This is a genomic window from Pseudomonas sp. BF-RE-21 (assembly GCF_019947305.1).
In the GTDB taxonomy this organism is placed as follows: domain Bacteria; phylum Pseudomonadota; class Gammaproteobacteria; order Pseudomonadales; family Pseudomonadaceae; genus Aquipseudomonas; species Aquipseudomonas migulae.
In genome coordinates this window covers 153368-172028 of the sequence record NZ_JAGYGF010000001.1, presented here as the reverse complement: position 1 = coordinate 172028, position 18661 = coordinate 153368, and the positions used below count along the sequence as shown (strand labels likewise).

Genomic DNA, 18661 nt, shown 5'->3' with positions numbered 1-18661 from the left:
CGACACACCGGCGGGCAACATCGGCCAAAGTTTCATTTCCGTGGAGCATTTGAAATTGCCTTCGCGGGCAAGCCTCGCTCCTACATTTGGAATGCGTCCCCCTGTAGGAGCGAGGCTTGCCCGCGAAGGCGTCATCAGCGTTTCATCGCCCACCCGGCCCGCCACCACCTTCAACACGCTATACTCCCGCTCTTTTTTCCGGAGCGACGTCATGTCCCTGCCTAGCCTGCGCCTCAAAGCCAACGCCGACCGTCGCCTGCGAAACGGCCACCTGTGGGTCTACAGCAACGAAATCGACGTGGCCGCCACCCCGTTGCACGGCTTCAAGGCCGGCGATCAGGCGATCCTCGAAGCTGCCGGCGGCAAGCTGCTGGGCATCGTTGCCATGAGCCCGAACAACCTGATCTGCGCCCGCCTGCTGTCGCGCGACGTCAAGTTGCCGCTGGACAAATCGCTGCTGGTGCACCGCCTGAACGTCGCTCTGTCCCTGCGTGATCGCCTGTTCGACAAGCCGTTTTATCGCCTGGTCTACGGCGATTCCGACCTGCTGCCAGGCCTGGTGGTCGACCGTTTCGGCGACATCCTCGTGGTGCAGATCGCTTCGGCAACCATGGAAGCGCATAAAGACGACGTGATCGCGGCGCTGACCCAAGTGCTCAAGCCAAGCGGCATTCTGTTCAAGAACGACTCCGCCGCCCGCGACGCCGAAGGCCTCAACCGCTACGTCGAAACCGTGTTCGGCCTGGTGCCGGAGTGGGTCGCGCTGGAAGAGAACGGCGTGAAGTTCGAAGCACCGGTCATTCAGGGCCAGAAAACCGGCTGGTTCTACGACCACCGCATGAACCGCGCACGCCTGGCCCCGTACGCCAAAGGCAAACGCGTCCTCGACCTGTACAGCTACATCGGCGGCTGGGGCGTGCAAGCCGCAGCATTCGGCGCCAGTGAAGTGTTCTGCGTCGATGCTTCCGCCTTCGCCCTCGACGGCGTCGAGCGCAACGCCGCGCTGAACGGTTTCGCTGAAAAAATAACCTGCCTCGAAGGCGACGTCTTCGAAGCGCTGAAAGAACTGAAAGCCAGCGAAGAACGCTTCGACGTGATCGTGGCCGACCCGCCGGCGTTCATCAAGCGCAAGAAAGACATGAAAAACGGCGAAGGCGCTTACCGTCGCCTGAACGAGCAAGCCATGCGCCTGCTCAGTAAAGACGGCATCCTGGTCAGCGCTTCGTGCTCGATGCACCTGCCGGAAGATGACCTGCAGAACATCCTGCTGACCAGCGCCCGTCACCTGGATCGCAACATCCAGATGCTGGAACGTGGCGGTCAGGGTCCGGATCATCCGGTACACCCGGCGATTGCTGAAACCCGCTACATCAAGAGCATCACCTGCCGGTTGCTGCCAAACAGCTAACCGCTCGGAACGACTGTAGGAGCGAGCCCTGCTCGCGATGGTCGTCAACGATAACGCTGGCTGCCTGACACCCCGCGTAGCCTGTTCGTTTTTCGCGAGCAGGCTCGCTCCTACAACGGTCTGAGAACAGTCCCACACCTCCTGCATTGACTTCCCTATTCATCAAGTCGACTCTCGGCTACCCCTCACGGATCGAGAGCGTTGTTGATGAACCCTTCCCCGCATACCGCGAAAAAATCGTCGCTCATCCTGCTATTGATGACGATGACGCTACTGGGTGTTTTCCCGCTGGACGTGGTGCTCCCGTCCTTTCCCGCGCTCTCTGATTACTTCCTGACCTCAGCCTCCGACATAGCGTTATCCGTCAGCCTGTTCGCCATTGGCCTTGGGCTATCCGTGGTGCTGGTCGGACCGCTGTCGGACTTGTGGGGGCGCAAAACCCTTTTGCTGACTGGCATCGCCATCTCGATCGTCGGCGCTACGGGTTGTCTGCTTTTCAGCGAATACAGCTGGTTTCTGGTATTTCGCGTCATTCAGGCCGTGGGTTGCGGGTCCTTTGTGCTGTCACAGGCACTGATTCAGGATCTGTTCGTCGGCAAGGAACAGGAACGGATGAGGATCTGGATGACCACCGGCGGCGGCGTGTTCATTTCCATATCGCCGCTGCTTGGAACCTGGTTGCAGATGCATCTGGATTGGCAGGGCAGCTTCTATGTCTTTATCGCACTGGCGGTCTTCGTCTGGATAAGGGCTGGCGTGATCCTCAAGGAAACCCCGCGCAGTCGCAATGCCGCGCCCGGTCACTTTTTCAGTGCCTACTGGCGGCTATGCGCGGATTTTCGCTTCATGGGTTACTGGTTGATTTCGGCCCTGGCCTTCGCCTGCCATTTTTCATTCATCGTCATGTCGCCGATCATTTTCATGGAGCGCCTGGCACTCACGCCCTACGAATTCGCCTGGACATTGTTGCTGTATGGCGTGGCTTATGTGTTCGGCGGGATAGTCGCCAGCGCCTTGCATCGGCGTCTGCCAGCCAATTCACAGATAGTGATCGGCCTCGGCCTGATCGCACTGTCGGGGTTGGCCATGCTGTGGCTGGCAAATCAGTTCGGGCTGACGGCCGCTGCGGTGCTGATCCCCATGCTCATCTGCACGGCTGGCACCACCATTGCCCGGCCTATCGCCAATTCCAAAGCCATGACCCTCTACCCACAGGATGCCGGTACGTCCTCCTCGGTCGGCGGCGTGATGATCTTCATGTGCGGCGGCGTGATCAGCGTGATGATCAATCTCGCGTCCGAAGACCTCACCACGGCGCTCGCCTTGTGTTTCCTGATCCTTAGCGTCGCGGGCCTGGGTTTGAACGCGCTGATCATGCAGCGCGATCTGGCACTGAACGCGAGTTGATTTACGCCGGTCGTCATCCGGCGCACGCCACCGGCGCCGGATCAGCGCTTCCCGGCATTCCCTCCAGCCGCCAGCCGTGTAGAATCGCGACATTCATCGCCAGTCATCCCCCGGCGGGTTTATGAGCTCAAGCTGAAGCGCGCGGCGATCCCGCAAAGTTATCGGCAACTTCCGGACACACGGCCATTTCTGAGTGTTCCAGACGTCAATAGAAGCTCACTTCCCTTTTGATACCTGATTAGCCGCCCGGAGTGCTTCATGCCTGATTACCGCTCGAAAACATCCACCCACGGCCGCAACATGGCCGGTGCCCGCGCATTGTGGCGCGCCACGGGGATGAAAGATGACGACTTCAAAAAGCCGATCATCGCCATTGCCAACTCGTTCACCCAGTTCGTACCGGGCCACGTCCACCTCAAGGACCTGGGCCAACTGGTCGCCCGCGAAATCGAACGCGCTGGCGGTGTAGCGAAAGAATTCAACACCATCGCCGTGGATGACGGCATCGCCATGGGCCACGACGGCATGCTGTATTCGCTGCCGAGCCGCGAGATCATCGCCGACTCCGTCGAGTACATGGTCAACGCCCACTGCGCCGACGCCATCGTCTGCATCTCCAACTGCGACAAGATCACCCCAGGCATGTTGATGGCCGCCCTGCGCCTGAACATCCCGGTGATCTTCGTCTCCGGCGGCCCGATGGAAGCCGGCAAGACCAAACTGGCCAGCCACGGTCTCGACCTCGTCGACGCCATGGTGATCGCCGCCGACTCCAGCGCTTCTGACGAGAAGGTTGCCGAGTACGAGCGTAGCGCCTGCCCGACTTGCGGTTCGTGCTCCGGCATGTTCACCGCCAACTCGATGAACTGCCTGGTTGAAGCGTTGGGCCTGGCCTTGCCGGGCAACGGTTCGACCCTGGCCACCCACAGCGACCGCGAGCAACTGTTCCTGCAGGCCGGCCGCACCATCGTCGAGCTGTGCAAGCGTTACTACGGCGAGAACGACGAGTCGGTATTGCCGCGCAACATCGCCAACTTCAAGGCGTTCGAAAACGCCATGACCCTGGACATCGCCATGGGCGGTTCCACCAACACCATCCTGCACTTGCTGGCCGCCGCCCAGGAAGCCGAGATCGATTTCGACCTGCGCGACATCGACCGTCTTTCCCGTCACGTGCCGCAACTGTGCAAAGTCGCGCCGAACATCCAGAAGTACCACATGGAAGACGTGCACCGCGCCGGCGGGATCTTCAGCATCCTCGGTTCGCTGGCCCGTGGCGGCCTGCTGCACACCGACCTGCCGACCGTGCACAGCAAGACCCTGGCCGAAGGCATCGCCAAGTGGGACATCACCCAGACCGACGACGAAGCGGTGCATCACTTCTTCAAGGCCGGCCCGGCGGGCATCCCGACGCAAACCGCGTTCAGCCAGTCGACCCGTTGGGAAACCCTGGACGACGACCGTGAAAACGGCTGCATCCGCAGTGTCGAACACGCTTACTCGAAAGAAGGCGGCCTGGCCGTTCTCTACGGCAACATCGCGCTGGACGGCTGTGTGGTGAAAACCGCGGGCGTCGACGAGTCGATCCACGTGTTCGAAGGCAACGCAAAAATCTTCGAAAGCCAGGACAGCGCCGTACGCGGCATCCTCGCGGACGAAGTGAAGGCCGGCGACATCGTGATCATCCGTTACGAAGGCCCGAAAGGCGGCCCGGGCATGCAGGAAATGCTGTACCCGACGTCGTACCTGAAATCCAAAGGCCTGGGCAAAGCCTGCGCCCTGCTCACCGACGGCCGTTTCTCCGGCGGCACTTCGGGCCTGTCCATCGGCCACGCTTCGCCGGAAGCCGCTGCCGGTGGCGCGATTGGTCTGGTGCAGGACGGCGACAAAGTGCTGATCGACATTCCGAACCGCTCGATCAACCTGTTGGTCAGCGATGAAGAACTGGCCGGCCGCCGTGCCGAGCAGGATCAGAAAGGCTGGAAGCCGGTGGAGAAACGTCCACGTAAAGTGACCACCGCACTGAAAGCCTACGCCCTGCTGGCGACCAGCGCCGACAAGGGTGCCGTGCGTAACAAGGCGATGCTTGACGGGCTGTAAGGCTTAATCGCAAACAAAAAAATGCCCCGCCAAGTGCGGGGCATTTTTTTGCCGGTCGTTTGATCTGCGTATATGCAAATCCCTGTAGGAGCCGGCTTGCCGGCGAAGGCGGTATGTCAGCCAGCAAATTCTTCGTCTGAAAGTCCGCTATCGCCGGCAAGCCGGCTCCTACAGTTGATCGGTGTTGCGGTTACTGGATTTCTGCCGGCGTCACGATCACCCAGTTCTTGTCCGCCGTCACCGGCAACCCTTCCTTGGCCTGGGCCGCAGCGTGCTTGGCCATCATGCCGTTAATCTGGGTCATGTATTTGTCCTTGCGGTTGACCCACAAGTGGATGCCGCCCTTGGCCACGTCAACATCGTGGAACAGCATGTAACCGTCGCTGCTCGGGGTGTCGCCGCCGACCAGTACCGGTTTTTTCCATTCATCGATGTAGGTCAGGATCGCCGCGTGTTTACCGGCCATCCAGGTTGCCGGGGTCCACAGGTACGGGGTCAGTTCCAGGCCGAGGTTGGCCTTCTCGTCATACTTGCCAGCGGTGATCTGCTTGCGGGCCGTGGTCAACTCGCCGGACTTTTGATCCTTGAGCAGCAGGCTCACGCCGATCACGTTTTGCGGTTTGACGTTGTAGCCGTACTTCGGATCGGAGGCGACCATGCGCACCAGCTCTTCAGAAGCGGCGGTCATCACGTAGACCTCGATGCCGTTCTCCATCAGCTTGTTGTACAGCTCGGTTTGGCCGGTGAAGACTTTCGGCGGGTTGACGTCGAGCTTCTTGACCACGTCGCCTTCGTAATAGGTAGCCGGCACCGGTTTGCCGGACGCCATCAACTCGTCGACATAACCTTTGAGCTCTTGCAGGGTGAAACCGGAGAACACCTGGGCGACCCATGGGTAGCAAACCATGTCGTCGAGTTCGCAGAGGCGGTAGTAGTAGCTGAACAGGCTTTCCTTATGGTCGGCGGTGTCCTTGAACGGAATCAGTTTCAGGGAGGGATCGAGTTTCTCGCGGGTGATCAGGCCCTTGTTTTCCATGAACGGCAGCAGCGATTCTTCGAGGTCATAGCGGTAACTGGTGTTGTCCATGTCGAACACCGCGTAGTTACCTTTGTTGGCGTTGGCCGCGATCATCGCATCCAGTGCCTTGGCCTGATCGGCTGGCCAGTGCTTCAAATCCGTAGCGAAGGCCTGTCCGGCGAGGCCAATGCACAGTGCAGCGAGCAGAAATTTCGGTGCGAACTTCATCGATAGATCTCCCTGATTTAAAGACATCGACGCTAACAAATAAGTGTGACAGTCCCCGTCTGTCAGCGACGGTCAACGCACCTATCGCGCCAGCTGCATTCCTGTAAGCGACACCCGCTTATTCCAAAAACGACAGTCATCAGACTTTTTTGATATTAATTCATTGAAAATCAAGCTGTTAGGCTTGCCGGTTCGCAGCTGCCCCGGAAGGCAGTTGGCACATGTCTAATGGGAGTTCCAATGAATCTGCCGCTGATTCTCAATCTGCTGGTGTTCCTCGCCCTGCTCGTCGCACTGGCGCAAACCCGCCACACCACATTTAGTCTGGCGAAAAAAGTCCTGCTCGCCCTGGTGTTGGGCGTGGTGTTCGGTGTCGCCTTGCACACTATTTACGGTGCCGGAAACCCGGTGCTGAAAGCCTCGATCGGCTGGTTCGATCTGGTGGGCAACGGTTACGTGCAGTTGCTGCAAATGATCGTGATCCCGCTGGTGTTCGCCTCGATCCTCAGCGCCGTGGCCCGTCTGCACAACGCTTCATCGCTGGGCAAAATCAGTTTCCTGACCATCGGCACGCTGCTGTTCACCACCGCCATCGCGGCGCTGATCGGTATCGGTTTGACCAACCTGTTCGGCCTGACCGCTGAAGGCCTGGTCGCCGGCACACAGGAAATGGCCCGCCTGCAAACCATTCAGACCGACTACGCAGGCAAGGTCGCGGACCTGAATGTGCCGCAACTGCTGCTGTCGTTCATCCCGCAAAACCCGTTCGCTGATCTGGCGCGCGCCAAGCCGACATCGATCATCAGCGTGGTGATATTCGCCGCGTTCCTCGGGGTCGCCGCGCTGCAACTGCTGAAGGATGACGTCGAAAAAGGTCAGAAAGTGATCAACGCCATCGACACCCTGCAAGCCTGGGTGATGCGTCTGGTGCGTCTGGTGATGAAGCTGACTCCGTACGGCGTACTGGCGCTGATGACCAAAGTGGTCGCCGGTTCCAACCTGCAAGACATCATCAAGCTCGGCAGTTTTGTCGTGGTGTCCTACATCGGCCTGGGCCTGATGTTTGTAGTCCATGGCGTGCTGGTGTCGGTAGCCGGGATCAACCCGCTGCGGTTCTTCCGCAAGATCTGGCCGGTGCTGACGTTTGCTTTCACCAGCCGCTCCAGCGCGGCGACGATTCCGCTGAGCATCGAAGCGCAGACCAGCCGTCTGGGCATTCCGCAATCCATCGCCAGTTTCGCCGCTTCGTTCGGCGCGACCATTGGCCAGAACGGCTGTGCGGGTTTGTACCCGGCGATGTTGGCAGTGATGGTTGCGCCGACCGTGGGCATCAACCCGCTCGACCCGCTGTGGATCGCGACGCTGGTGGCGATTGTGACCTTGAGTTCGGCCGGTGTGGCCGGCGTGGGCGGTGGTGCGACGTTCGCGGCGCTGATCGTGCTGCCGGCGATGGGTTTGCCGGTGTCACTGGTGGCGTTGCTGATTTCGGTTGAGCCGCTGATTGATATGGGGCGTACGGCGTTGAACGTGAGTGGTTCGATCACGGCCGGGGCGATTACCAGCCAGATCATGCAGCAGACCGATAAAGATTTGCTGGATGCGGATGAGCATGCGGAGTTGGCTCACGCTTAAGAATTTCAGTGACTGAGCGGGCCTCTTCGCGGGCAAGCCTCGCTCCTACAGGATTTACGCATAACCTGTAGGAGCGAGGCTTGCCCGCGAAGCTTTTAGACTTTTTCCCAGACTTCGAAGTTGTACGCCGGTTTGTCGCCTTCAGCCGGATTCGGCACATTCGACACCAGCTTCCACTGCTTCAAATCAAACTCCGGAAACCACGCATCCCCTTCCGGGCTCAGCGCCACGCGCGTCAAATACAACCGATCAGCCTGCGCCAACCCCTGCGCATACAACTGCGCGCCACCAATCAGCATCAACTCATCGACGCCCTGCTCTTTCGCCCATTCTTCCGCGCGAACCACGGCAGCCTCCAGCGACGGATAAACCTCCGCGCCTTCGAGCACCAGATCCACCTGACGGCTGACCACGATGTTCAGCCGGCCCGGCAGCGGGCGACCGAGGGAATCCCAGGTCTTGCGACCCATGATGATCGGCTTGCCCAAGGTGGTGGCCTTGAAGTATTTGAAGTCCCCCGGCAAGTGCCAGGGCATGCTGTTGTCGACGCCGATCACACGGTTTTCACCGAGGGCTGCGATCAGGCTGAGGGGGAGTGATTTAGTCATGCCGGCGAGGATACCAGAGGCTCGGCTTCTCGCAACGTAGCCCCCCGACAAGCGCGACAGCGGTTATGCTCACAACTCAATTGAGCGACGGGATGCCGCGTGACTGAACTGAATACCCTCTGGTTGACGGAAACCATTCGCCTGCGCGAAGAACACGCCGGCCCTCTGGATGATCTGGAAGCCAACCGAGTGGCTCGCACGGCGGGCGGCGATCTGCCGACACGGATTTCGCGCCGCGCCTTATGGCTGGCCCAACGCGACGGACTGACCGAAGCCCTCAGGCATTGGCTGCAAGGTGCACGACTGGCGCTGTTGGTGTTGGCCGTGCTGGCCGTGGTCAGCGGCGCCGGCCTGGCGTTTGCCGCGCTGGGCGACGGACAAACGCCGGTCAATGTGTTTTGGGCCTTGGGCAGCTTGCTCGGGCTGAACCTGATTCTGCTGCTGAGCTGGGCGCTGGGCCTGGTGTTTGCCGGTGAGCACGGCGCGACGCTGGGACGCTTGTGGTTGTGGCTCAGCGAAAAACTCGCCCGCGACGCCAAAGCCGCGCAACTGGCGCCCGCGCTGCTGTTGCTGCTGCAACGACAGAAACTCAATCGCTGGGCGCTCGGTGTGCTGGTCAATGGCTTGTGGTTGCTGGCGATGCTCAGTGCGTTGGTTATTCTGCTGATGCTGATGGCGACCCGGCGCTACGGCTTCGTCTGGGAAACCACCATCCTTGGCGGCGACACGTTCGTCGTCATGACTCAGGCTCTGGGCGCCCTGCCGGCTCTGTTGGGTTTCAGCGTGCCCACCGTGGAAATGATCCGCGCCAGTGGCGATGCCGCACTGAACATTGAAAGCGCTCGTCAGGCCTGGGCCGCGTGGCTGGTGGGTGTGCTGCTGGTCTACGGGGTTTTGCCGAGGTTGTTGTTGGCGCTGTTGTGCCTGTGGCGCTGGAATAGGGGTCGCGCCAGGTTGCGTCTGGACCTGAACCTGCCCGGCTACGCGCAACTGCGCGAACGCCTGATGCCGACCAGCGAACGCCTGGGCATCAGCGATGCGGCACCTGCGCAGCTTCATCACGTGGAAAGCGGCGTCAGCGAACTGCAAAGCGACGGCGCGTTGCTGGTGGCCATCGAGCTGGACGATCAACGGCCATGGCCGCCACCGCTGCCGAAAACCGTGAACGACGCGGGCGTCCTCGACAGTCGCGAATCGCGCCACAAACTCTTGGAACAACTCAGCCGTTTCCCCCCGGCCCGCCTGGCCATCGCCTGCGATCCACGGCGTTCGCCGGACCGCGGCAGCCTCGCGCTGATCGCCGAACTGGCCCGCAACGCCAGCGCCACCCGCGTCTGGTTGCTGCAAGCGCCGCCCGGCGAAGCGCTGGATGCCGAGCGTCTCGGCGACTGGCACGTGGCGCTGCAACAGTTGGAACTGCCCTTCGCCGATTGCGCGCCGCTGAACTGGCTGGAGACCGGTCATGACTAATCCGTGGAAAGCGCCGTTGAAGCTCGCCGTGGTCGGTCACACCAACGTCGGCAAAACCTCATTGCTGCGCACGCTGACCCGTGATGTCGGTTTCGGCGAAGTCTCCCATCGCCCGAGCACCACGCGGCACGTCGAAGGCGCGCGGTTGTCGGTGGACGGCGAGCCCTTGCTCGACCTGTTCGACACGCCGGGCCTGGAAGACGCCATCGCCCTGCTCGACTACCTCGAACGCCTGGAACGCCCCGGTGAGCGCCTCGACGGTCCGGCGCGACTGGCGCGTTTTCTTGAGGGCAGTGAAGCGCGGCAGCGGTTCGAACAGGAAGCCAAGGTGCTGCGGCAACTGCTCACCTGCGACGCCGGCCTCTATGTGATCGACGCCCGCGAACCGGTGCTGGCCAAGTACCGCGACGAACTGGAAGTGCTGGCCAGCTGCGGCAAACCGCTGTTGCCGGTGCTGAATTTCGTCAGCAGCGCCAACCACCGCGAACCGGATTGGCGTGAAGCGTTGGCGCGTCTGGGCTTGCATGCCCTGGTGCGTTTCGACAGCGTGGCGCCGCCGGAAGATGGCGAGCGGCGGCTGTATGAAAGCCTCGCGCTGTTGCTGGAAAATTCTCGCGAGCAACTGGAACGTTTGATCGCCGATCAGCAGGCCCAGCGTCTGGCCCGGCAACAAAGCGCGGCGCGGTTGATTGCCGAGTTGTTGATCGATTGTGCGGCGTGTCGGCGTAGCGTGGTCAGCGACGCCGAGCAGGAACAACAGGCGATCAGCGAACTGCGCAAAGCCGTTCGCCAACGGGAACAGCGTTGTGTCGAGGCGCTGCTCACGCTCTACGCCTTCCGCCCGCAAGACGCGGCGGCCAGTGATCTGCCGCTGCTCGATGGCCGTTGGGGCGATGACCTGTTCAACCCGGAAACCCTCAAGCAACTGGGCGTGCGGGTTGGCGGCGGCATCGCGGCGGGAGCGGCAGCCGGAGCCGGGGTGGATTTGCTGGTCGGCGGCTTGACCCTCGGCGCGGCGGCGCTGGCCGGCGCGATTGCCGGCGGCGCCCTGCAAACCGCGCGCAGTTACGGCAGCCGGTTGCTGGGCAAGATCAAAGGTCAGCGTGAATTGACGGTCGATGACAGCGTGTTGCGGTTGTTGGCATTACGGCAGCGGCAGTTGCTTCAGGCGCTGAATGCGCGTGGGCATGCGGCGATGGACAGCATCCAGGTCGCCACGCCACAGGACAAGAGCTGGCGCGAAGGCAAACTGCCCGAAGCCCTGAACAAGGCTCGGGCGCATCCGCAGTGGTCGTCGCTGAATCCCCATGCGAAGTTGAATCAGGCGGAACGGCAGGAGCAGATCGAGGTGTTGGCGCAGCAGCTTTGATACGGTTGATCAGCGCCAGTTGAACCTCAGAAACGTGGATCTCAATGTCCAGGCAAGCTGTTTGTCCACTTTATCCAAATCGCCATCACCATCCATATCGAGACCGAACACCATGTCAACCATGTAGCCCTCAAGGGAGTCTAAAACAGTGGCGGTGGAAACGAGGCTTCGGCCTGAAGGTCTGCGGGAACTATCATGAAAGTGCAGTTCCACGGGGTCTAGACTACCGTCGCAAGCAAAATCCTCTACATATATCTTGACATAGCGATCCCAAGTATCTCCATTATTGAACCAGCTAAGCTGCAGGAACGCTTCTGCAAACAAGTTGATTAGCTCCTCATCCTTAATGTTTTCCTTACCGTCGTTGTTCACGTCGCCATACTGAAAATCAACTTTGCCATCGGCAGTGTTATCCAGTGCATAGGCTTCGTGAACGAGCCGATCTTCGGCACCGTCAATCTCTTCGAAAAAATGCAGGATCAGGTTGTCAGCCCTGCCGTAAGCACTTCGGTCCTGGGCTGTAACTTTCAAATAACGCATGTGGATAGCTCAAATCAATTTAGGGTCGATCAAGCTATCCCATCCTCGTAAAACGCTCTGCGCGAACAATCTCTTCATCCTGTAGGAGGTCTCACCAGTAGTTGTGGTTCAAGCCGCCCTGGGCAGAAGGCCCAAAGCCTTGCGCTTCAGAACGTCGAGATCCAGAAGAGGCACGTTCATCTCCTTCGCCAACTCATCCCACTGGCGCATGCGCAAACTCACCGCGCACAACGGGTCCTGCTCGAAGGCTTCAGCCTCGGCCGGGGTCATCACCCCGCCCTGATACTCCAGGGTCCGACGGCTGGCCTCGCTCAATCGTTCGTAATACCCGGGCTCCTTGAGTGTCAGGTAGCGCTTGGCCTGAACGTGGTATTCCACCAACCGCGCCATGCGTTCACTGAAACCTGCGCGACGCAGGTAATCGGCGCCCAGCCGCTCGTGGCTGACCACGCCGAAGCCGCCCATGTTCGGCGCGCTGTCAGCACAGATGTGCCCGATGTCGTGGAAGAATGCCGCCAGCACCACTTCATCATCGAAGCCTTCCGCCATGGCCAGTTGTGCGGCCTGGGACATGTGCTCGATCTGCGACACCGGCTCGCCGATGTAATCGCTGTCGCCGAAGCGCTCATACAGCCCAAACACCTCGTCGATCACTTGCGCCTTGCGGTCCATCAACGCTCTCCCAATAACGTCGCGACATTACGTTCGGCCATTGCCGGCCCGACACTCATGCCGACGCCGGTGTGCATCAGTGCCACGCTCACGCCCGGCATCGGCCGCAGGAACGAAAACGGCCCTGGCCCTCGGGAACCATAGACCCCCTGCCAGCGCTCGACCACTTGCACTTTGCAGCCCAGCGTCTGCTCGGCCAGTTCGATCATCCAGTTATCCACTTGCTCGGCATTGAACGGTGACGGATCACTGCCGTAGTGGTGGGAATCGCCGATGATCAGCTCGCCGTGAGGTGTCGGGCTGATCAGCAGGTGAATGCCGTTTTCATGCAAGTGCGGTTGCTCGCGCAGGATCTGCGCCTGCACTGCCGCTGCTTCCGGCAGATCGGCGAAGGCGCCGTAATGCACGCAACTCAAACCGGTGAGCAGCGCGTGTTGCAGGTTGAGGTTGATCTGCGGGCGGGCGCGGAGCATTTGCAGGCGGCAGATTTGCGGGTTGAGCGCGGCAATCGGCTCGGCCAGCAAGGTCTGATAATCGTGGCCGGAGCAGACGATGATTTGCCCGGCGCTGAAGGTGCCGGCGGTGCTGTGCAGGCGGCCCGGTTCGATGTCGCGCACGAGGGTGGAGAAGTGAAACTCGACGTTCATTTCGCGGCGCAGGTAATCGATCAACGCCGGGATCGCTTCGCGGGAATACAGTTGCTGATCGTCCATGCCGTGCAGCGCAGCGCGGTGATGGCGGAACTGGCCGCCGTACAGGTCGCGCAATGCGGCGCCGCGTAGCAGGTCGACGCGGTAATCGTGTTCCACGGCGCGGCCGGCGCAGAATACTTCCAGCAGGTGTTCTTCGGCTTCGGTGCGGGCAAATAAATACGAGCCGTTGCGCTTGAGTTGCAGGCCAGCCAGTTGCGCCCATTGGCCCCAGATCTCGCGGCTGGCTTTGGCCAGTTCGAGCATCGGGCCCGGTGGCTGGCCGGTGACGAGGGCTTGGCCAAAGTTGCGCACCGAGGCGCCCAAGGGCGTTTCGCTGCGTTCGAAAACGGTGACTTTGAGACCGCGCCTGGCGGCGGCGTAGGCGTGGGACAGGCCGAGGATGCCGGCGCCTACGATCAGCAGGTCGTTGGGGTGTGTCATCAAGAGATGTCCTGAGTTTGAAGCCGCCTTCGCGGGCAAGCCTCGCTCCTACAGGGGGTACGCATTTCTCTGTAGGAGCGAGGCTTGCCCGCGAAGGGGCCCGTCAGCCGATGAAAATCTTACTTGGCAGCCACTTTCTCGGACTTGCCGTCATAGCGCTTGCGCCACTCGGTCAGGATTTCGTCGCGATTCTTCGACGCCCAGGCGAAGTCGTTCTTGATCAGGCGCTGCTCGTAATCCGCCGGCAATTCAGTCTGCGGCTTGGCGATACCCGGCTGAGCGAGGACGGCGAAGTTCTCTTTGTACAGTTCCATCGCTGCAGGGCTGGCCGAGAAGTCAGCCAGTTTCTTCGCCGCGTCTTCATGCGGTGTGCCCTTGATCACCGCCGTCGCTTCGATCTCCCAACCCAGGCCTTCTTTCGGCAGGATGATGTCCAGCGGTGCGCCCTGGCGCTTCAACTGAACGGCCGGGTATTCAAAGGAAATACCAATCGGAAATTCACCCGCCGCTGCCAGTTTGCAAGGCTTGGAACCGGAGTGAACGTACTGGCCGATGTTCTGGTGCAGGTCGTCCATGTACTGCCAGCCCTGCTTCTCGCCGAAGGTTTGCAGCCAGGCGCTGACGTCGAGGAAACCGGTGCCGGACGAGGCAGGGTTCGGCATCACGATCTTGCCTTTGTACTCAGGCTTGGTCAGGTCCTGCCAGCTCACGGGCTTGGTCAAACCCTGCTTCTCGGCTTCGACGGTGTTGAAGCAAATGGTCGCGGCCCAGACGTCCATGCCAACCCAGGCTGGCGGGTTGGCGGCATCGCGGTAGTTGCCGCCGATTTTGCCGAGGTCCTTCGGCGCGTAGCTTTGCAGCATGCCTTGCTGATCGAGAATCGCCAGGCTCGACGCGGCCAGGCCCCAGACGGCATCAGCCTGCGGGCGGGCTTTTTCGGCCAGCAGTTTGGCGGTGATGATGCCGGTGGAATCGCGCACCCACTTGATCTCGACGTCCGGGTTAGCCTTTTCGAAGGCTTCTTTGTAGGTCTTCAGTTGTTCGGCTTCGAGGGCGGTGTACACCGTCAACTCGGTTTTCGCCGCGAAGGCGTTCAGGCTGAAAGCGGTGAGGACAGCAGCGGCCAGGGCCAGGGGCTTGAACATGATCTTTTCCTGTTTTGAGTTGAGGTTGCGGGAGTGGAAATCAGTGACCGGGCGCGGTCTGCCGCCAGGCTTGGGAACGGCGCAGCAAACCGCGCGAAGCCCAGGCCAGCAGCAGGGACACGCCCGCCGAGGTGAACAGAATCAGGGTCGACATCGCCGCCGCGCCGCCGACGTTGCCGGCGTCGTCCATGTTCAGCACCGCCACCGCCGCGAGGATGGTGTCGGGGCTGTAGAGGAAGATCGCCGCCGAGACGGTGGTCATGGCCGAGACGAACAGGTAACGCACGATGTCCAGCAGCGCCGGCAGGCAGATCGGCACGGTGACGCGCAGGTAATGCCGGTACAGCGGCGCCTTGAGCGACAGCGCGGCGGCTTCGAACTCGGCGTCGAGTTGGCGCAGCGCCGTGGTCGCGGTCATTTGCGCGGTGGTCAGATAGTGAGCAATGGTGCAGACCACCAGCAGGGTCATGGTCCCGTAGAGCACATGCAGCGGGTTGTCGCTGAGGTTGAAGAAGAAGACATAACCCAGGCCCAGCACCAGACCCGGCACCGCCATCGGTACGAAACTGAGCATGCGCAATGTCAGATTCAGTCCGCGCTGGCCCTTGGTTTTTTCCATCAGGTAGGCGCCGGTGAAGATCAGCACGCTGCCGATCAACGCCGTGCACAGGGCCATCTTCACGCTGTTGCCGTAGGCCAGCCAACCGCCGCCCGCCGTGTCGTTGAACTGGTAATGATTGAGCGACAGCGACAGGTTGTACGGCCAGAACTTCACCAGCGACGAGAACACCGCCATGCCGAACACCAGCAGCAACACCGCGCAGATCAGCAGCACGATGGCCAGGTAGCAGCCGTCGCGCAGTTTCGACGGTGCCGGTTGAAAGACCTGCGCCCGACCGCTCATGGAATCACCGTGACGCCGGCGCAGCCACGCATCGACCCCGAAGCTGAACAGCGCCGGCAGCAGCAGGACCATGCCGATCAACGCACCGCGACCGAATTGTTGCTGACCAACCACGGCTTTGTAGGCTTCCAGCGCCAACACCTGATAGTCGCCGCCGACCACCACGGGCACGCCGAAGTCAGTGATGGTCAGGGTGAAAACAAGACAGAACGCAGCGAACACCGCCTGACGCGTCGCCGGCCAGGTGATGCTGCGGAAGGCTTTCGCCGGACTGGCGCCCATGCTGGAGGCGGCATCGAACAGTCGCGCATCCGCCAGGGACAGCGCTGACAGCAGAATCATCAAGGCGTGTGGGAAGGTGTAGATGACCTCACCGAGAACAATGCCCCAGTAGCCGTAGATATTGTCCGAGAGCAAACCGCGCAACATGCCTTGGTTACCAAACAGATAAACCAGCGCAATGCCCGGCAACATCGACGGCGCCATCAATGGCAACAGCGACATTCCACGCCAGATAGCTTTGCCCGGAATCAGGGTGCGTTGCAGCGCGTAGGCAAACAGGTAGGCCAGCGGTACGACAATCGCCGCGACGCTGAGGGACACTTTCAGGCTATTGCCGAGCAACCAGTGGAAATTCGCACTGGTGACCAGTTCACGCGCAGCCACCAGACCACCGCCCTGCCCGGCCTCCGAACTGAAGCCACGCCAGAAGATCGCCAGCAACGGCATCAGCACCGCGACGCCGAGCAACACCAGCAAAAGAACTTTGCCGCCGACCACGAACACCCGGTCGCCGATCTCGGCACGGGAGGTCTGCCGAACCTGCTTGTGCGGTATCGGCAGCGCGATATTCGCGCTCATCAGGCAAACACCTGCAGGCTGCGCGGCGGCAAGGCGACCATGATCTGCTGTGCGCCGAGGCGCGGCATGGCTTCCGGCGCCAGTTCTGCCAGCAGTGCGTGACCCGGCAGTTGATCGAGTTCGAAGCTCATGCGGCAGCGGTTGCCGAGAAAGGTGATTTCACGAACCTTGGCCGGGAACAGGTTTTCTTCATGCACCAGCGGGTTGACGTTGATCGCCTCGGGCCGGCAGAACAAACGACCCGACGCGGTTTTCGCGCTGCCATCCGCCAGGCGCATGTTCATCCCGCCGACCTGGGCATGACTGTCGCTGCTGCGCTGGAAGGGCAGCCAGTTGCCTTGACCGACAAACTCCGCCACGAACGGCGTGGCCGGGCGGTCGTAGATTTCCTGCGGCGTGGCGTATTGCTCGACTTTGCCGTTGTTCATCACGGCGATGCGGTCGGCCATCAGCATGGCCTCGTCCTGATTGTGGGTGACCATCAGCGTGGTGATGCCGAGGCTGCGTTGCAGTTGGCGCAGTTCGGTGCACAGGTGCTCGCGGACCCGGGCATCGAGGGCGGACATCGGCTCGTCCAGCAACAACAACGAAGGCGCCGGTGCCAGGGCGCGGGCCAGTGCGACACGTTGCTGCTGACCGCCGGATAATTGGCCGGGGTACTTTTTCTCACTGCCGGTCAGGCCGACCAGTTCCAGCATCTGACCGACGCGCTTGCGCACTTCATCGCGACCGCTGCCGGCGAGGCCGTAGGCAATGTTCGCTTCGACGGTGAGATTGGGGAACAACGCGTAGGACTGAAACAGAATGCCGTAGTCCCGCGCCTGAGGTGCCAGGTGCGAGACGTCGCGATCACCGAGGTACAACTCGCCGCTGTCCTGTTTCTCCAGACCGGCGATGCAACGCAGCAAGGTGGTCTTGCCACAGCCCGACGGCCCCAGCAGACACACCAGTTCACCGGCCGCCACGTCGAGGGAAACGTTATCCAGCGCAGTGAAAGCGCCGAAGCGTTTCTGCACGCCGCGCACCTTCATCGGAGCGCCGGGGTTGGTCAGGGCAGTTGCGATCGAGTGGTTCATGGACGGGCCTCATCAAGCAGATGAAGGCCATCCTAGGGATGTAATGCGTCCGTCATGTGGCAGTGAGGCCAAAACGGCTGATAGTGGTATTCAGAGATTTTGGTTCAAGTTATTCGTTGTCCGGGCTGACGCCTTCGCGGGCAAGCCTCGCTCCTACAGAGAAATGCGTTCCCCTGTAGGAGCGAGGCTTGCCCGCGAAGAGGCCAGCACAGTCAACGCAAAACTCAGGCCGGGGCCATTTCCTGCGCCAACCCCAGAAACGCCGCCGGCAACCGCGCGCCTTTGCGTTCCTTGAGGCAGTACAAATACTCCGGAATCTGCGGCGCATTCTCGATGGTCAGCACGCGCAATTGCGGATCGTGCGGCACTTCCTGCCGGGCAATGATGCTGATCCCGATGTTGCGCAGCACCGCCTCGCGGATCGATTCACGGCTGCCGATCTCCAGCAACGGGCCGAAACTCACCCCGGCGCTGGCCAGCAATTCTTCGGTCAGACGCCGAGTGGTCGAGCCTGACTCACGCATCAACAACGTATGCCCGGCCAACGCGCTGAGCGGCACATGATCGTGCACCGCCAACGGATGATTGCGATGCACTGCCAACACCAGCGGATCGCTGCCGAGCACCCGCCGAATCAGTCGCGCATCATCGAGCAGTTGCGAGGACGCGGCGACATCCACCCGGTAATCCTCCAACGCTTCCAGCACCTGCTGCGAGTTGCCGATCTCCACCGACACTTCCACCTGCGGCAAGCGCTCGCGAAAGGTCTTCACCAGATCGAGGATGTAATACGGCGCCGTGGCGGCGATGCGCAAAGTGCCCTGGACCTGGCCGCTGTTACGCAGGAAAAACTCGATGTCGGCTTCCTGCTGCAACAGCGTCTTGACCATCGGCAGCAGCCGCGCACCTTCATCACTGACGCTGAGGCGGCGACCGCCACGGTAGAACAGTTCAACCGAGTACTGGCTTTCCAGATTGCGGATTTGCGTGGTCACGGTGGGCTGGCTCAGGCCGAGCTTTTTCGCCGCCAGGGTAATGCTGCCCAGACGGGCCACCATGTAAAACGCCTTCAGCTCGGCACTCAGCACAC

15 protein-coding genes are annotated in these 18661 nt (G+C 61.2%); 6 read left to right on the top strand and 9 right to left on the bottom strand.

All coding sequences use genetic code 11. The features are described 5' to 3' along the window. The first annotated feature begins 211 nt into the window (after positions 1 to 211). The 3 genes from KGB25_RS00805 to ilvD all read left to right on the top strand — a co-directional run bounded on the left by KGB25_RS00805 (position 212) and on the right by ilvD (position 4915). Entirely contained in the window at positions 212 to 1408 is a 1197-nt protein-coding gene (locus KGB25_RS00805) for a class I SAM-dependent rRNA methyltransferase (protein ID WP_008026111.1), read from the top strand. Between the two features lie 207 nt (positions 1409 to 1615). Then, positions 1616 to 2815, top strand: a complete 1200-nt coding sequence (locus KGB25_RS00800) for an MFS transporter (protein WP_223434041.1) — start codon at positions 1616 to 1618, stop codon at positions 2813 to 2815. Positions 2816 to 3073: 258 nt separating this feature from the next. Further along, a complete protein-coding gene (gene ilvD, locus KGB25_RS00795) occupies positions 3074 to 4915 on the top strand; it encodes a dihydroxy-acid dehydratase (RefSeq protein WP_008040782.1) in 1842 nt (613 codons plus the stop codon). A gap of 190 nt (positions 4916 to 5105) precedes the next feature. Here the strand turns inward: ilvD and KGB25_RS00790 are convergent, their stop codons facing one another. Then, complete coding sequence (locus KGB25_RS00790) at positions 5106 to 6161, bottom strand: hypothetical protein (protein WP_008026105.1); 1056 nt, start codon at positions 6159 to 6161, stop codon at positions 5106 to 5108. Positions 6162 to 6401: 240 nt separating this feature from the next. Here KGB25_RS00790 and KGB25_RS00785 point away from each other — a divergent pair, with 240 nt between their 5' ends. Continuing rightward, positions 6402 to 7793 carry an L-cystine transporter gene (locus KGB25_RS00785; RefSeq protein WP_223434040.1) on the top strand — a complete coding sequence of 464 codons (1392 nt, stop codon included), beginning with the start codon at positions 6402 to 6404 and terminating at the stop codon, positions 7791 to 7793. Between the two features lie 95 nt (positions 7794 to 7888). Here KGB25_RS00785 and KGB25_RS00780 read toward each other — a convergent pair whose 3' ends face one another. Then, complete coding sequence (locus KGB25_RS00780) at positions 7889 to 8401, bottom strand: dihydrofolate reductase (protein WP_223434039.1); 513 nt, start codon at positions 8399 to 8401, stop codon at positions 7889 to 7891. Positions 8402 to 8500: 99 nt separating this feature from the next. Between KGB25_RS00780 and KGB25_RS00775 the strand changes: the two genes are divergently transcribed. Then, a complete protein-coding gene (locus KGB25_RS00775) occupies positions 8501 to 9871 on the top strand; it encodes a DUF2868 domain-containing protein (RefSeq protein WP_223434038.1) in 1371 nt (456 codons plus the stop codon). After that, positions 9864 to 11240: a GTPase/DUF3482 domain-containing protein gene (locus tag KGB25_RS00770; RefSeq protein ID WP_223434037.1), complete on the top strand. Its 1377-nt coding sequence runs from the start codon at positions 9864 to 9866 to the stop codon at positions 11238 to 11240. Before KGB25_RS00775 ends, KGB25_RS00770 begins: the two co-directional genes overlap by 8 nt. Positions 11241 to 11249: 9 nt before the next feature. On the opposite strand, the gene KGB25_RS00765 is transcribed toward KGB25_RS00770, so the two are convergent. From KGB25_RS00765 to KGB25_RS00735, 7 genes are all read right to left on the bottom strand, one after another. Continuing rightward, the gene (locus tag KGB25_RS00765) at positions 11250 to 11780 is read right to left on the bottom strand and encodes a hypothetical protein (RefSeq protein WP_223434036.1); all 531 of its coding nucleotides are present in this window, start codon (positions 11778 to 11780) and stop codon (positions 11250 to 11252) included. Between the two features lie 108 nt (positions 11781 to 11888). Beyond that, the gene (locus tag KGB25_RS00760) at positions 11889 to 12452 is read right to left on the bottom strand and encodes a phosphonate degradation HD-domain oxygenase (protein ID WP_207284888.1); all 564 of its coding nucleotides are present in this window, start codon (positions 12450 to 12452) and stop codon (positions 11889 to 11891) included. Next, positions 12452 to 13585, bottom strand: coding sequence for a TIGR03364 family FAD-dependent oxidoreductase (locus KGB25_RS00755; RefSeq protein WP_223434035.1), 1134 nt, complete (start codon positions 13583 to 13585; stop codon positions 12452 to 12454). Before KGB25_RS00755 ends, KGB25_RS00760 begins: the two co-directional genes overlap by 1 nt. 119 nt (positions 13586 to 13704) lie before the next feature. Further along, entirely contained in the window at positions 13705 to 14730 is a 1026-nt protein-coding gene (locus KGB25_RS00750; RefSeq protein ID WP_008040773.1) for a putative 2-aminoethylphosphonate ABC transporter substrate-binding protein, read from the bottom strand. 40 nt (positions 14731 to 14770) lie between these two features. Continuing rightward, positions 14771 to 16495 (bottom strand): putative 2-aminoethylphosphonate ABC transporter permease subunit, encoded by a 1725-nt coding sequence (locus tag KGB25_RS00745; RefSeq protein ID WP_223434034.1) that lies wholly within the window; start codon positions 16493 to 16495, stop codon positions 14771 to 14773. Beyond that, the gene (locus tag KGB25_RS00740; protein WP_008026095.1) at positions 16495 to 17571 is read right to left on the bottom strand and encodes a putative 2-aminoethylphosphonate ABC transporter ATP-binding protein; all 1077 of its coding nucleotides are present in this window, start codon (positions 17569 to 17571) and stop codon (positions 16495 to 16497) included. Before KGB25_RS00740 ends, KGB25_RS00745 begins: the two co-directional genes overlap by 1 nt. Positions 17572 to 17795: 224 nt before the next feature. After that, a complete protein-coding gene (locus KGB25_RS00735; RefSeq protein ID WP_008026094.1) occupies positions 17796 to 18659 on the bottom strand; it encodes a LysR family transcriptional regulator in 864 nt (287 codons plus the stop codon). Positions 18660 to 18661 lie beyond the last annotated feature (2 nt).

Bases quoted from the DNA above. Each gene is read 5' to 3' on its own strand.
- KGB25_RS00805 (WP_008026111.1), top strand. From the start codon at position 212: ATGTCCCTGCCTAGCCTGCGCCTCAAAGCCAACGCCGACCGTCGCCTG.
- KGB25_RS00800 (WP_223434041.1), top strand. From the start codon at position 1,616: ATGAACCCTTCCCCGCATACCGCGAAAAAATCGTCGCTCATCCTGCTA.
- ilvD (WP_008040782.1), top strand. From the start codon at position 3,074: ATGCCTGATTACCGCTCGAAAACATCCACCCACGGCCGCAACATGGCC.
- KGB25_RS00790 (WP_008026105.1), bottom strand. From the start codon at position 6,161: ATGAAGTTCGCACCGAAATTTCTGCTCGCTGCACTGTGCATTGGCCTC.
- KGB25_RS00785 (WP_223434040.1), top strand. From the start codon at position 6,402: ATGAATCTGCCGCTGATTCTCAATCTGCTGGTGTTCCTCGCCCTGCTC.
- KGB25_RS00780 (WP_223434039.1), bottom strand. From the start codon at position 8,401: ATGACTAAATCACTCCCCCTCAGCCTGATCGCAGCCCTCGGTGAAAAC.
- KGB25_RS00770 (WP_223434037.1), top strand. From the start codon at position 9,864: ATGACTAATCCGTGGAAAGCGCCGTTGAAGCTCGCCGTGGTCGGTCAC.
- KGB25_RS00765 (WP_223434036.1), bottom strand. From the start codon at position 11,780: ATGCGTTATTTGAAAGTTACAGCCCAGGACCGAAGTGCTTACGGCAGG.
- KGB25_RS00760 (WP_207284888.1), bottom strand. From the start codon at position 12,452: ATGGACCGCAAGGCGCAAGTGATCGACGAGGTGTTTGGGCTGTATGAG.
- KGB25_RS00755 (WP_223434035.1), bottom strand. From the start codon at position 13,585: ATGACACACCCCAACGACCTGCTGATCGTAGGCGCCGGCATCCTCGGC.
- KGB25_RS00750 (WP_008040773.1), bottom strand. From the start codon at position 14,730: ATGTTCAAGCCCCTGGCCCTGGCCGCTGCTGTCCTCACCGCTTTCAGC.
- KGB25_RS00745 (WP_223434034.1), bottom strand. From the start codon at position 16,495: ATGAGCGCGAATATCGCGCTGCCGATACCGCACAAGCAGGTTCGGCAG.
- KGB25_RS00740 (WP_008026095.1), bottom strand. From the start codon at position 17,571: ATGAACCACTCGATCGCAACTGCCCTGACCAACCCCGGCGCTCCGATG.